Origin of the sequence: Staphylococcus sp. HMSC056G08, from assembly GCF_001812305.1 — a bacterium.
Classification (GTDB): domain Bacteria; phylum Bacillota; class Bacilli; order Staphylococcales; family Staphylococcaceae; genus Staphylococcus; species Staphylococcus simulans.
Window position 1 is genome coordinate 1 of the sequence record NZ_KV808520.1, and the last position, 14,072, is coordinate 14,072.

The window sequence follows — 14,072 nt, forward strand, 5'->3', positions numbered from 1 at the left end:
TGTGTTTTTGCTCACCAGCCCTATTTGACAGAGAGCCAAAAGAAACTGCTAAGGTTGATGAGACCTTAACAGTTTCTGTAGTAAAGTTACTGAATTAAATTTTGCGTGAACTCAATATCAGTAAAGTCTATCTTATTTGTCTAAATTGTAGAAAGAATGGATGCCGTCAAATTCAGCTGTTTCGTATAATTCGTCTTCAATACGTAATAATTGGTTGTATTTTGCGATACGGTCAGTTCTTGATAATGAACCTGTTTTGATTTGACCAGCGTTTGTAGCAACTGCGATGTCAGCAATTGTAGTATCTTCAGTTTCACCTGAACGGTGAGAAATAACTGCTGTGTAGTTAGCTTTTTGAGCCATTTGGATAGCGTCAAATGTTTCAGTTAAAGTACCGATTTGGTTAACTTTGATTAAGATTGAGTTACCAATACCTTTTTCGATACCTTCAGATAATTTTTTAGTGTTAGTAACGAATAAGTCGTCACCTACTAATTGAACTTTTTTACCTAAACGATCTGTAAGTTGTTTCCAACCATCCCAGTCGTTTTCGTCCATACCATCTTCGATAGTGATGATTGGGTATTTGTTAACTAATTCTTCTAAGTAGTCAACTTGTTCAGCTGAAGTACGTTTAGCGCCGCCTTCACCTTCGAATTTAGTGTAGTCGTATACGCCGTCTTCATAGAATTCAGAAGCAGCACAGTCAAATCCTAAGAATACATCTTTACCTGGTTCAAGACCAGAAGTTTTGATTGCTTCTAAGATTGTGTCTACAGCATCTTCAGTACCGTGGAATTTAGGTGCGAAACCACCTTCATCACCTACTGCAGTTTCTAAGTCACGACCTTTAAGAAGTTTAGCTAAGTTGTGGAAGATTTCAGCACCCCAGCGTAATGCTTCTTTGAATGTGTCAGCTCCAACAGGTAAAATCATGAATTCTTGGAATGCGATTGGCGCATCTGAGTGAGAACCACCGTTAACGATGTTCATCATTGGAACTGGTAATTGTTTACCATTGAATCCACCTAAATATTTATAAAGTGGTTGACCTAAGAAGTCAGCTGCAGCACGTGCAACAGCAATAGAAACACCAAGGATAGCGTTAGCACCTAATTTACCTTTGTTTTCTGTTCCGTCTAATTGAATCATCATTTTATCAATTGAAACTTGATCTAATGCTGAGAATTCTCCTTCAACGATTTCAGGAGCAATAATTTCGTTTACGTTTTCAACTGCTTTAGTAACACCTTTACCACCGTAACGTTTTTTGTCACCGTCACGTAATTCTACGGCTTCGTATTCACCTGTAGATGCACCTGATGGTACTAATGCACGACCGAATGCACCGCTTTCAGTTAATACTTCTACTTCAACTGTTGGATTACCGCGAGAATCTAGGACTTCGCGAGCATAAACATCTGTAATAATTGGCATGTTGATAATCTCCTTTTCATAATTGCTTTCATATATATTATAACTTGTCTTGCTTAAAAAATGAATTAATTAAACGATATTGATTGTGAACAATTAATGTTTAATTAATGACTCACCAGTCATTTCTTCAGGTTGTTTAACATCAAGTAAATCAAGTAACGTTGGAGCTAAATCTCCTAATTTACCAGTTTCACGTAATGTCACGCCTTCTTTAGTAACGATAACTGGAACTGGGTTAGTTGTGTGTGTTGTCATTGGTTGATCATCGTCTGTTAATACTTGGTCTGAGTTACCATGGTCAGCTGTAATAATTGCATGGCCACCCATTTCTAAGATTTTGTCTACGACTTCACCAAGACATTCATCTACTGCTTCAATTGCTTTTACAGTAGGCTCTAACATACCACTGTGTCCAACCATATCTGGGTTCGCAAAGTTTAAGATGATTAAGTCTAAGTCACCTTTATCTAACTCGCCTAATAAAGCATCTTTTACTTCATACGCGCTCATTTCAGGTTTTAAGTCATACGTTGCAACTTTTGGAGAGTCGATTAAAATACGACGTTCTCCTTCAAATTCTTCATTGCGGCCACCACTCATGAAGTAAGTAACATGAGGATATTTTTCAGTTTCGGCAATTCTTAATTGTGTTAAGTTGTTTGCTTCAGCAACTTCACCGATTGTTTGTTTTAAATCTACTTTTTCAAATACAACACGACCATTAACTTGATCGTTGTATTTTGTGAAAGTCGCAAAGAATAAATCTTTAGGTTGGTTCACTTCAAAGCCTTTGAAATCTTTGTTTGTGAAGATTTCAGAAAGTTGGCCCGCTCTGTCAGGACGGAAGTTGAAGAATACTACTGAGTCTCCATCTTGAACGCCTTCATTTTGTTCTTTGATTGAGAATGGTACAACGAATTCGTCAGTTAAATCATTCGCATAGTTTGCTTCGATACCTTCTTCTGCTGTTGCATACTCAGGTGTATTAATGTCACGAATTGCGTTATACGCTTTTTCTTCACGTTCCCAACGTTTGTCACGGTCCATTGCATAATAACGACCAGAAATTGATGCAAATTGACCAATACCGATTTCTTTGAATTGTTCTTCAGTTTCTTTCACATATTTTAATGCTGATTTTTGATCTACGTCACGGCCGTCTAAGAAACCATGTACATAGACTTTATCAAGCCCTTGTTGTTTAGCTAATTTTAAGATTGCAAATAGATGTGTGTAGTGACTGTGTACACCACCGTCAGATAGTAAACCAAATACATGCAATGCAGAATTGTTTGCTTTAACGTGTTCAATTGCTTCGTTTAATACTTCGTTTTCAAAGAAGTCGCCGTCTTCAATTGATTTATTAATGCGAGTTAAACTTTGGTAAACAATTCGGCCAGCACCAATGTTCATGTGACCTACTTCTGAGTTACCCATTTGACCTGCAGGAAGACCTACTTCAAGACCACTTGCTTCGATTTGAGTTGTAGGATATTTTGCATAATAACGGTCAAAGTTAGGTTTATGCGCTTGTTTAACTGCGTTTCCGTGTACATCTTCTCTATTTGCAAAACCATCAAGGATGATTAATGCTGTAGGTTGTTTCGCCATATTATTTAGCACCTTCTAATAATTTTACATAGTCTTCAACTTTTAATGAAGCTCCGCCGACTAATGCGCCGTCGATATCAGATTCAGCCATATATTCAGCAATGTTGTTAGGTTTTACGCTACCGCCATATTGAATACGTACTGCATCTGCAACTTCTTGGCTAGCAAGATCTGCAACTGTTTTACGAACGAATGCACTCATTTCGTTTGCATCTTTAGCAGTTGAAGATTTACCAGTACCGATTGCCCAGATTGGTTCATAAGCAATGACAACTTGTTTCAATTGATCGTCTGATAAGCCTTCTAATGCTTTTTTAACTTGTTCGCCGACAACTTCTTCAGCTTTTCCGCCTTCACGTTGTTCAAGTGTTTCACCTACGCAGATAATTGGTGTCATACCGTGGTTGAATACTGCATGTGCTTTTTTGTTAACATCTTCATCAGTTTCGAAGAATAATTCACGACGTTCTGAGTGACCGATGATAACGTATTTCACACCTAAGTCAGCTAACGCAACTGGAGAAGTTTCACCAGTGAAAGCACCGTTATCTTCGAAATAAGTGTTTTCTGCACCGATTGCTAATCCTTCAGCTTCACCGTTTTTAACTGCTGTAGTTAATGCATCTAATTGAATTGTTGGTGCACAGATAACAGCTTCAACTTCGTTTGTATCAGGTAATTGAGGTAAAGCTTTAACAAAGTCTTTTGCCTCTTGTACTGTTTTGTTCATTTTCCAGTTACCTGCAATAATTGGTTTTCTCATTATAAAACGCTCCTTGAAAGTTTATTAATAAGTTACAACTTATTTGTCGCTAATTGATGCAATACCAGGTAATTCTTTACCCTCTAGATATTCTAATGATGCACCGCCGCCAGTTGAAATGTGTGTGAAGTCATCTTCGAATCCAAGCATCATTGCTGCTGCAGCTGAGTCACCGCCACCGATGATTGTAGTTGCATCTTTTAATTCAGCAATAGCTTCACAAACACCGATAGTACCTTGTGCGAAGTTTTCGAATTCGAATACACCCATAGGTCCGTTCCATACTACTGTATGCGCACCTTCTAATTCTTTTTTGAATAATTCAACAGTTTTTGGTCCGATATCTAATGCTTCTTGATCTTCAGGAATTTGATCGATATCTACAACTGTGATTTGTGCATCGTTTGAGAATTCTTTAGCTACTTTACCATCAACTGGTAAAACGATTTTGTTTCCAGCACGTTCTAATAAATCTTTAGCAAAGTCTACTTTGTCAGCTTCTAATAAAGATTTACCGATTTCATAGCCTTGTGCTTTAAGGAAAGTATATGCCATACCGCCACCGATTAAGACTTTATCAGCAACATTTAATAAGTTTTCGATTACACCGATTTTATCTGAAACTTTCGCTCCACCTAAGATTGCTACAACTGGTTTATCAGGGTTGTTTACAACGCCACCGATAAATTTGATTTCTTTTTCCATCAAGTCGCCAGCTGCACTTTCTAAGTGAGATGCAATACCTACGTTTGAAGCGTGTGAACGGTGTGCTGTACCGAATGCATCGTTAACGAATACATCACCTAAAGATGCCCAGTATTTACCTAATTCTGGATCATTTTTAGATTCTTTTTTACCGTCTAAGTCTTCGAAACGTGTATTTTCAACTAAAAGTACTTCGCCTTCTTTTAATGCAGCAACTGCATCTTCTAGTTCTTTACCACGTGTTTGCGGTACGAATTTAACATCTTTGCCTAATTTTTCGCTTAAGCGAACTGCTACAGGTTTTAATGTTAATTTTTCTTTATCACTTTCTTCTTTAACTTTACCTAAGTGAGAGAATAAAACTAATTTACCACCTTGATCAAGGATATACTCAATTGTTGGTAAAGCTTGAACGATACGGTTATCGTTTGTAATTTCTCCATCTTTTAATGGTACGTTGAAGTCTGCACGTTCTAATACGACTTTCCCTTTTAAATCTAAATCAGATACATGTTTTTTTGCCATCAAAACTTCCTCCTTTGAATAAAAGCGCGAATTTATAAAATGTCTGTAATTTGAGGTTAGCATATGGGCAGAAATAATGCAGATATAAATACAGAATCAAATGAAATTTTTCATGTTTCTGAAAATATCTACTCTAATAACCATGTACTTAATGAAAATAAGCGGAGAAGCGTATGTGCCTCCCCGCTTACTCATAAGCTGGTCATCGAATTTCAACAACACATTACCGCTTGTTAAATTCAGACCTTAATATTATTGTTTATAGATTATTTTACGTCTTTGATAAGGTATTCTAAAGTACGTACTAATTGTGCAGTGTAAGACATTTCGTTGTCATACCAAGCTGCAACTTTAACTAATTGACGACCAGATACAGTCATAACACGAGTTTGAGTTGCATCGAATAATGAACCGAATGTCATACCAACTACGTCTGAAGATACGATTTCGTCTTCGTTGTAACCGAATGATTCGTTAGAAGCTGCTTTCATAGCTTCGTTTACTTCTTCGATTGTTACGTCTTTGTCTAATACAACTGTTAATTCAGTTAATGAACCAGTTGCTACAGGAACACGTTGAGCGCCACCGTCTAATTTTCCGTCGATTTCAGGAATTACTTTACCGATTGCTTTAGCAGCACCAGTTGAGTTAGGAACGATGTTTTCAGCTGCTGCACGAGCACGACGTTTGTCGCCTTTTCTGTGTGGACCATCTTGAGTATTTTGGTCACCAGTGTAAGCGTGGATAGTAGTCATGAAACCTTCTACTAAACCGAAGCTGTCATTTAATACTTTTGCTACTGGAGCAAGTGAGTTTGTAGTACAAGAAGCACCTGAAACGATTACGTCAGAGCTGTCTAAAGTATCTTGGTTTACGTTATAAACGATTGTTTTAACGTCACCAGTTGCTGGTGCAGAGATTAATACTTTTTTAGCACCTGCGTCAATGTGAGCTTGTGCTTTTTCGTCGCTAGTGTAGAAACCAGTACATTCTAATACGACATCAATGTCTAAATCTTTCCAAGGTAATTTGCTTGCATCTGGTTCTTCGAATGATTTAACTTCTTTACCATTCACGCGGAATCCGCCATCTACAACTTCAACTTCTTCAGTGAAACGTCCTTGCATTGTATCGTATTTTAATAAGTGTGCTAACATTTCATCATCTGTTAAGTCGTTTACTGCTACTACATCGATACCTTCAACATCTTGAATTCTTCTGAATGCTAAACGACCGATTCTACCAAAACCATTAATTGCTACTTTAACTGCCATTATTATGGCCTCCTTTAAAAGATATTGTTAAAAAGTGAAGTCACTTTTTTAAACTAAATTGATTGTGATTGAACTATATTTCTTGCTGCGCCTTCATCTGTAATTAGAATTGTGTTCTTAGGAGCAATGGATAGATACGCTCTGATCGCATCTCCTTTTGAAGCACCTCCAGCTACAGCAAAGATATATTGCTTCGATACTAAATCTTCCATTTGAAGTCCTATCGTTTTAACTTTATGAACGATATGACCTTCGCTGTCGAAATAATATCCAAATGCTTCTCCGACTGCATTGTGATGTTGAAGCTTTTCAATCACTTGTTTAGACGAATGACGTCTATTTGCCATTTTCAGCGCATCACCAATGCCGTGGACGGTTATATTTGATTGTTTAATTATTTCTAATGTATTACGAACTGAGGGCTCTTGAAGCAACAACTCATATGTTGATTCACTGACATTGTCAGGAACATATAATGTTGTATATTCTCCGCCAGTTTGCTGTGCCATACTTGCTGCAATCGTATTCGCCTGATATACCACATTTTCACCTAAGCCACCTCTTGCGGGGACATAGAATGTTTTGAATGGTAGTACATGCATTGATTCACTCACAGAGGCCATTGTGGAACCGCCTGTGATAGAAACGATAGCACCTTCGTAAAAAGTTCGTTCTAATAACTGACCTGCCTGGCTGCCCATCTCTTTTTTTACAGCACTATCCATATCGGTATCACCAGGAACAACATAAACGTTTTTAATTTGATAACGTTCTTTTAACAGTTGTGCTAGATGATAACCGTCTGAATACATGTCAAAGTATGATTCTAAGGATTCAATCAATTCATCGCCTTCAGGAGTTAATTCCATTCCTGTCGGTTTTACCTTGATTAATTCTTGCTTTTTCAACGTATTCGTTTCTGATCTCAACACACGTTCAGTCAAATTCATATATTCACTTAAACTTCTTCTTCCGACTGGCTGGTGCATTTTGATAGTAGTGAGTATTGTAAATCTTCGATACATTTTTTCGACAAGCTCAGGAATCAATTTCTGTTGGACTTTAAGCAAGTCTTCCACTACTATTTCCTCCTCTTTTTATTTAAGGGTCAACATGCAACCATGCTTTGACGTTTTTAGTCCCAGGTGGGACAAAAAAATAACATCTCTTACAATTGTCATAATACTATCATCTGGAATAAAAAGCAAGCTTAAACACTCACTTCAACTTCATTTAAGCAATATTGTTGTGAACAACACTACCTTTACAAATATATTATACCCTTTTTCCACTTAAGAAATCATCTGAAAACCACTTTTTCTTATCATTATATTTTCAGTATTCCCTACTTTATAATGGATATGTACGAAGGAGGTAGTTGCATGACAAATAATGACCAACCTGAAGTCATTGATCCCAATGACCCTCGCTATAAAGATGATGATTACTTTAAACATAGTCCAAGTGAACACCAGCGTTCCCGCTTCGAACAGGATAGAAAAATAAAATATTATTCCTTCGGCTGCACGCCATTCGGATGCGGTTGTTTACCTGTTGTTGCGATTATCGCACTCGTTATCACTTGGCTAATCAGTTTTATCTCATAATGAAAGGACCACAGTGCTTTTGGCATTGCGGTCCTTTTTATGAATTAATCGTCTGACTTCTGTTGGCTCGATTGACTTGAACTTGATTGGTTCGAGCTTGAAGACTGACTTGATTGTGTATTTTGTTGTGGTGCTTGTCTTTGCTGAGTGCTTTGTGATTCATTTACTGACCTTGACTGCTGTTCTTGCCCTGGCCTGGGCTGACTGCTTTGTTGTTGTTTTTCTTGCTGTTGCTGTTTTTGTTGTTGCTGTTGTTTTTGCTGAGCAGCTTGTTGTTCTCGTTGTTGCTGTGCTTGCTCTTTAGCTTGCTGTTGTGCTTGTTCTTGACGTTTTTGCTGAGCTTCTTGTTGTGCTTTTTGTCTTTCTTGAGCTGCTTCTCTAGCTTGCTCACGTTGTTTCTCTGCTTGTTCTTGAGCTTTTTGTTGTGCTTCTTTATCATCAGAACTATCTTTTTGTGGTTTTTGTTCTTTTTGTTGCGTTTTTTGTGTTGCTGCATTTTGACGGGCTTGTTCAGCTTGTTGTCTTTGTTGTTCACGTTGTGCAGCTAATTCATTTTGTCTTGCTTGCTCTGCTGCTTGTTGATCAGCAATTTCTTGTTGACGTTGTTCCTCTTCTTCTTTTTCTTTTTTACGTTTTTCTGCCTCTCGTTTTTTCTTTTCAGCACGATCTTTTTTCTCTTGCTCTTCTTTTTTCTGTTGTTGACTGTATCGTTCGCTGCTCTTCTTGTTATTATCTACAAAAGCAAAAGTCGCAAATGCTAAACCGAATAATAAGAAAAATACGATTACAGCACTTAGTATCTTAGCGGGTTTGCTCATTTTATTGTTAGACATGTGCTCTCCTCTTTCCAATCCCTTTTCATTTTCTATAAGTTACTTGAGTTACTTATTTTGATATATTAACTCATACCCTTTTTTACAACATCTTCACTATTATATCTGAGCTGTATTCATTTATATATCATAACATTTTCCACTAGGGTATACATTATTTTGCTTAGGAAACATTTTATAATTTCAATATTTATTTGAATGGGTTAACAGAAGACAATTGGTCAAAAACCAAGTAAGATGATTAATTGATATAAGATTGTTATAATATACTACATTAACAACCGTAAAAAGACATGATAAAGGACCTATACGTTGCTCGCATAGGTCCAATACTAAAGGGAGTCAAAATTTCACCTTCGCATGTATATTATGGGGTATACTATTTTTAATTAAGAGATGTTTAATTAATTTCGAAGGTACTTCTATTATAACTTAGCTATAAGTGATTTAAACAAGATTACATAGTTTAAATTGACATATTAATGACTAAACATTGAATAAATAATGAATGTTTAGAATGTCTATAATCTATTGGGTTTCGGTATCCAAAACGTTGTTTAATATTAATGAGGTGAATATAAAAATGAAAGAATTTCTTATTACAGGCGGTACAGGTTTAGTTGGCAGTCATTTAGTAGATGCAATACACAGTACAGATTCACATATTACTATTTTAACTCGTCAAGATCGTCAAAACTTAGATGATAAGATCACCTATGTTAACTGGAGTAAAGAAGGTTGGGAAGATAAAGTCCCAGATCATATTGATATTGTGATTAACTTAGCAGGTGCATCATTGAATAAAAGATGGACAGATGAATATAAACAAACTTTGATGTTAAGTCGTATTCAAGCCACACAATCACTTTATGAATTGTTTGAACATAAAGGTAAGTTCCCTGGAATTTTATTCAACGCAAGTGCAGTAGGTTATTATACACCAGATGTGCACCGTACTTACACAGAATTATCAAAATGCGATCCGCATGATTTCCTATCTGATATCACATATCAATGGGAACGTTTTGCGCGTAAATTCGAACAACATGATACGCGTGTCATTATCGGTCGTTTTGGTATGGTGCTTTCAGATGAAGGTGGTGCCTTACCAACTATGGAATTGCCTTACCGATTCTATCTCGGTGGTAAATTAGGCACTGGTTTCCAATGGTATTCATGGATTCACATTACAGATTTAACACGTGCGATTCTTTTCTTAATCAATCAAGATGATGCTTCAGGCGTCTTCAATATGACAACACCTATTGCTGAGCGTCAAAACTTATTCGGTTATGCTTTAGCACGTGCAATGCACAAACCTCATGAATTATGGGTACCAAGTGCACTGTTACGCTTAGTCTTAGGACAAAGAGCAACGATTATCTTAGATACGCAAAAAGCAATTCCGAACCGCCTAGATGCTTATGGTTTCAAATTTGCATATCCTGACTTAAAATCAGCACTTGATAGTTTAGTTCATGAGTAAAAAGCTATATAATATATTTGTATTGTGAGCGCTTATTACTAAATGAAATCATAAAAAATTCGAGCGTTTATACAGATATAGCAAGTATAGTGAATGAAGGTGTATGAATGGATAAAAGCAGTCTTGTAACACGTATTTTAGTAATCATTGCTGGATTACTTTTAATATGTATCGGCAGTTTTTCAATGACGCGAGCTATCCCTTCTTTATATATTGCACTGTTTTACCTAATAGTTGGAATTATTATATTAGGGTGGACCGTCATTAACTTAATAAAACATTATAAAAGACAAAAATAAGAGTTCCGGAAAACCCCCGGAACTCTTTTCATTTCTATATTTAATAACAACTTATTTTTCAGGTTGCATAACTTCGTCGATCAAGCCGTATTCTTTAGCTTCATCTGCAGTTAAGAAGTTATCACGATCAGTGTCTTTTTCAATTTGTTCAATTGATTGACCTGTACGTTCTGATAAGATTTTGTTTAATTTAGCACGTGTTTTTAAGATGTGTGTTGCTGCGATTTCGATTTCAGTCGCTTGACCTTGTGCACCGCCTAGTGGTTGGTGAATCATTACTTCAGCGTTAGGTAATGCGAAACGTTTACCTTTAGCACCTGCTGCAAGCAAGAATGAACCCATTGAAGCAGCCATACCGATGCAAATTGTTTGTACATCTGGTTTAATGTGTTGGATAGTATCATAAATTGCGAATCCAGCTGTTACACTACCACCTGGAGAGTTGATATATAGATAAATATCTTTCTCAGCATCTTGTGCTTGTAAGAATAACAATTGTGATACGATTGAGTTTGCTACGTTATCATCAATTGCTGAACCTAACATAATAATACGGTCTTTCAATAATCTTGAGTAAATGTCATAAGCACGTTCGCCGCGATTTGTTGTTTCAATTACTGTAGGAATTAAATTCATTCTATTTCCTCCTTGTACTTTTATGAATTATCCTTATTTTAACCTAAAAGTCAAAAATGGTCAAAAATAAAACTCACACCTTTATAATATCATCATATTGACCACTCTACACGAGACAGGTACACTAATAATTGCATGTTAATATTTACCCCTCGTAGTGTAATGGATAACACGTAAGATTCCGGTTCTTGAAATGGGGGTTCGATTCCCTCCGAGGGGGTAATTCATGTTTTTCTAACCTTATCACTAAAGGGTTTTCTTGGAAAATAAGGAAAAATTAAGGAAATATATATTGTCTTTTACTTTTCCCTACACTATCTCACTTAAATATGTTAATATACATATATACCCAAAAGGTATGATTAACAGTTTCTATGTTAATTTAACCAACGCTTTTTATATTTTTGATTCAACCACCAATAAAGGTGGTTTTTTTGTTATTTCGACATAGCAAAAGGTTATAGTTTATGATTTTTTCTTATAATCTATGATTCTTAATTCAAAAATAGCTTTCTCAGCATAAAAAAACCGCCATATAGGCGGTTAAATCACTTTAATATAAAGGATTTTACAATGAATAGAAAAAACATTTTCCCGGGACATGAATCGTCACTGTTCGCTAAGCTACTATTCCCTAAAGTCACTATACTATATTTTAACCATATATACAATCCCCCCATTCACACGAGAGAATAAGGGGGAGTCAATATAGGGATGCATTTACAAACAAATGCGTGTGTTTTGCAGTGTAGATTTGGTCAATATCTACACAATAAATATATTACCACTTATAGTAGAGTTTAAACATAAAAAAATACATAACTATTTAACCCATTTCTTCTGAAAAACCCCTATAATCATTCAATACTATCTAATAATTTATATGTTTCTTTAAATACTTTCACATACATATCATACTCTTCTGTAATCAATGATATATTATTTTCTTTACCAGTAATAATATTCGCCAGATTATAGTAAAATAATCTCACATGCACAACGTAGTCTTCTATAAACCTATGAAATTGATTATCTGTTATACATAAACCTTCAATAACATCAATGGTTGAGTATAATTCTGCTAATTTTAAAGTATCTGATTTACTATATTCTAACTCTTCAAATCCCACGATTACATTATACAATCTATCTATAATATAATCTGCTTTTTTTACTTTGTTTTTTAAATACTCACTATAATCCGTATTTATAATCATAATTACCTCCTCATTTTACATTGCACTAATAATTGTGCTATTATGCTCAAATTTTTTTATCAATGCAATACAGACGCTCTCTCAGCACCTATTTATATGATTTAGAATAAGTAAGTTAACGTTTAATTAACTTTTTAGTACGCTACTTGATGTTATATGATCTCTTTTCAATATTTAATAATAAAAACCCCTTTGCTACATGAGAAAGCAAAGGGGCAGTCAAATAATCAGATAGGGATATTGCTTATAAAAGCACCTATAAGTCTAGGACGAGACTTATCTATTTATTATATCCCTATAATGATTAATAAAACATGTTTAAAGAATTTTTCAAGGCAGAAAACTATATTAAGTCATAATCTTTCTGACTATGGAATTATACGCGACATATAAATGACTTTATTCCCCTTTTTGTTGAATTAACCATTATATTTAACTTTAATATTCCCCTTCAACATTTGCACAACGTTTATTGATAGTAAGTTAAATTTTGTCTGAGTATTAGGTTTAATTGTCAAATCACTTATTAATGCACGTGCATATTAGAATAAGATAACAATATCATTAATTTTTAATAAGGGTACGTTGATTTATCCAATGAATTGCATAAAAAAGACATCTATATAAAATAGATGCCACTTATAATTATAAAATTAAAGGTTCACTATTCGGATATGAATAGAGAATATCAATAATGTTCAGGGAGACCCCCTACACATATTTACATACTAGCACCTTATTAAATTTTTGACAAGGAAAGTAAAACTAAATTCATTTGGTTTATTTTAACTATTAGTAACATTAGCGCTAATAGTTTAATTTTCTTTTTCCACTCAAATATTTGCTAGTTATAAATCGCTTTTCAATCACTTCTATTTCAATAACATTATAGCTTTGTTTATTACAAAATAGTTATGCGACATTGATAAACCTACATATCTACTTTCATCAGATATACTCTTATGCGTCTATAAATAGACTTAATAGTGACTTGCTAATATTTCATATGCCTTTTTTAAAGGTTCGTCCACTGTCGAGACCATCCCACATTTTTTTTAGTAAGCAAGTAGTGTTTATATGGTTTACCAGTTCCTGCTTGATAAGTGCTTTCTAAGAAGAAATCATCAGAACGCAATTTTGCGTTGTGTACTTTTACAAAAACCAATTTTGGATTCTGATGACACAGCTTATTTTTGAGTTTTGAATTAGTATTAAATTTCTTTTACATCATTTCAGTGCATTACGTTAAACATACGACAGCTTAATATTAGATCGTCCTTTACTATTATTTATATCGCAGTTTTTTGAATCCTCTTATGCAAATCAGAACTTTCATGTTATTATATATACGTGCCTGCTAGGTACATTTTAGTCATACTATACCTTTTTAATGATTTTAGCGAGTCGCTGCACTAAGGTGTAGTGACTTTTTATGTATATTACTCTATAAATGTATATATCAATCAACACAGACACTCTCTCAGCATAAAAAAACCGCCCATTAAGGCGGTTAAGGATTGTTGAGTTTAGTAAAGAGTGTTTTTTAAAAGAATTGTCACATTTCTATAAAGTAGACTATCTATTTCTGATTAATAATAACAATCCCTAGTCAGAATATACAATAAGTGCATTATCTATACAATAGAAAGGGGTCGGGACATAAATGTTCTGACTTCTAA

The 14,072-nt window shown here is 35.1% G+C and carries 11 protein-coding genes, 1 tRNA gene and 1 pseudogene; 3 read left to right on the top strand and 10 right to left on the bottom strand.

All coding sequences use genetic code 11. The features are described from left to right. Positions 1-132 precede the first annotated feature (132 nt). From eno to HMPREF2846_RS10545, 6 genes are all read right to left on the bottom strand, one after another. Positions 133-1,437 carry a surface-displayed alpha-enolase gene (gene eno / locus HMPREF2846_RS10520; RefSeq protein WP_002481570.1) on the bottom strand — a complete coding sequence of 435 codons (1,305 nt, stop codon included), beginning with the start codon at positions 1,435-1,437 and terminating at the stop codon, positions 133-135. A 93-nt stretch (positions 1,438-1,530) separates the two neighbouring features. Next, positions 1,531-3,048 (bottom strand): 2,3-bisphosphoglycerate-independent phosphoglycerate mutase, encoded by a 1,518-nt coding sequence (gene gpmI / locus HMPREF2846_RS10525; protein WP_070626602.1) that lies wholly within the window; start codon positions 3,046-3,048, stop codon positions 1,531-1,533. 1 nt (position 3,049) lies between these two features. Continuing rightward, on the bottom strand, positions 3,050-3,811 hold the full coding sequence (gene tpiA / locus HMPREF2846_RS14780) for a triose-phosphate isomerase (RefSeq protein WP_002481568.1): 762 nt from the start codon (positions 3,809-3,811) through the stop codon (positions 3,050-3,052). A 39-nt stretch (positions 3,812-3,850) separates the two neighbouring features. Continuing rightward, complete coding sequence (pgk, locus tag HMPREF2846_RS14785; protein WP_002481567.1) at positions 3,851-5,041, bottom strand: phosphoglycerate kinase; 1,191 nt, start codon at positions 5,039-5,041, stop codon at positions 3,851-3,853. 266 nt (positions 5,042-5,307) lie between these two features. Further along, positions 5,308-6,315, bottom strand: coding sequence for a type I glyceraldehyde-3-phosphate dehydrogenase (gap, locus tag HMPREF2846_RS10540; protein ID WP_002481566.1), 1,008 nt, complete (start codon positions 6,313-6,315; stop codon positions 5,308-5,310). Between the two features lie 53 nt (positions 6,316-6,368). Next, complete coding sequence (locus tag HMPREF2846_RS10545; protein WP_070626603.1) at positions 6,369-7,394, bottom strand: sugar-binding transcriptional regulator; 1,026 nt, start codon at positions 7,392-7,394, stop codon at positions 6,369-6,371. 303 nt (positions 7,395-7,697) lie between these two features. Here HMPREF2846_RS10545 and HMPREF2846_RS10550 point away from each other — a divergent pair, with 303 nt between their 5' ends. After that, positions 7,698-7,922, top strand: coding sequence for a hypothetical protein (locus tag HMPREF2846_RS10550; RefSeq protein WP_002481564.1), 225 nt, complete (start codon positions 7,698-7,700; stop codon positions 7,920-7,922). Between the two features lie 44 nt (positions 7,923-7,966). Here HMPREF2846_RS10550 and HMPREF2846_RS10555 read toward each other — a convergent pair whose 3' ends face one another. After that, on the bottom strand, positions 7,967-8,755 hold the full coding sequence (locus tag HMPREF2846_RS10555; protein ID WP_070626604.1) for a DUF4887 domain-containing protein: 789 nt from the start codon (positions 8,753-8,755) through the stop codon (positions 7,967-7,969). A 583-nt stretch (positions 8,756-9,338) separates the two neighbouring features. Here HMPREF2846_RS10555 and HMPREF2846_RS10560 point away from each other — a divergent pair. Further along, positions 9,339-10,241, top strand: coding sequence for a TIGR01777 family oxidoreductase (locus HMPREF2846_RS10560; RefSeq protein WP_002481562.1), 903 nt, complete (start codon positions 9,339-9,341; stop codon positions 10,239-10,241). A 350-nt stretch (positions 10,242-10,591) separates the two neighbouring features. Here HMPREF2846_RS10560 and clpP read toward each other — a convergent pair whose 3' ends face one another. Next, positions 10,592-11,176 (bottom strand): ATP-dependent Clp endopeptidase proteolytic subunit ClpP, encoded by a 585-nt coding sequence (gene clpP / locus HMPREF2846_RS10565; RefSeq protein ID WP_002481561.1) that lies wholly within the window; start codon positions 11,174-11,176, stop codon positions 10,592-10,594. Between the two features lie 148 nt (positions 11,177-11,324). Between clpP and HMPREF2846_RS10570 the strand changes: the two genes are divergently transcribed. Beyond that, positions 11,325-11,396, top strand: a tRNA-Arg gene (locus HMPREF2846_RS10570). 637 nt (positions 11,397-12,033) lie between these two features. Here the strand turns inward: HMPREF2846_RS10570 and HMPREF2846_RS10575 are convergent. Next, positions 12,034-12,393 carry a hypothetical protein gene (locus tag HMPREF2846_RS10575; protein WP_070626605.1) on the bottom strand — a complete coding sequence of 120 codons (360 nt, stop codon included), beginning with the start codon at positions 12,391-12,393 and terminating at the stop codon, positions 12,034-12,036. A 1,051-nt stretch (positions 12,394-13,444) separates the two neighbouring features. Next, positions 13,445-13,537: pseudogene (locus HMPREF2846_RS14945) on the bottom strand (DNA-binding protein); the annotation flags it as partial. Positions 13,538-14,072 lie beyond the last annotated feature (535 nt).

What these genes read in the sequence shown, in the direction of transcription:
- eno (WP_002481570.1), bottom strand. Translation starts at nt 1,437, where the DNA reads ATGCCAATTATTACAGATGTTTATGCTCGCGAAGTCCTAGATTCTCGC.
- gpmI (WP_070626602.1), bottom strand. Translation starts at nt 3,048, where the DNA reads ATGGCGAAACAACCTACAGCATTAATCATCCTTGATGGTTTTGCAAAT.
- tpiA (WP_002481568.1), bottom strand. Translation starts at nt 3,811, where the DNA reads ATGAGAAAACCAATTATTGCAGGTAACTGGAAAATGAACAAAACAGTA.
- pgk (WP_002481567.1), bottom strand. Translation starts at nt 5,041, where the DNA reads ATGGCAAAAAAACATGTATCTGATTTAGATTTAAAAGGGAAAGTCGTA.
- gap (WP_002481566.1), bottom strand. Translation starts at nt 6,315, where the DNA reads ATGGCAGTTAAAGTAGCAATTAATGGTTTTGGTAGAATCGGTCGTTTA.
- HMPREF2846_RS10550 (WP_002481564.1), top strand. Translation starts at nt 7,698, where the DNA reads ATGACAAATAATGACCAACCTGAAGTCATTGATCCCAATGACCCTCGC.
- HMPREF2846_RS10555 (WP_070626604.1), bottom strand. Translation starts at nt 8,755, where the DNA reads ATGTCTAACAATAAAATGAGCAAACCCGCTAAGATACTAAGTGCTGTA.
- HMPREF2846_RS10560 (WP_002481562.1), top strand. Translation starts at nt 9,339, where the DNA reads ATGAAAGAATTTCTTATTACAGGCGGTACAGGTTTAGTTGGCAGTCAT.
- clpP (WP_002481561.1), bottom strand. Translation starts at nt 11,176, where the DNA reads ATGAATTTAATTCCTACAGTAATTGAAACAACAAATCGCGGCGAACGT.
- HMPREF2846_RS10575 (WP_070626605.1), bottom strand. Translation starts at nt 12,393, where the DNA reads ATGATTATAAATACGGATTATAGTGAGTATTTAAAAAACAAAGTAAAA.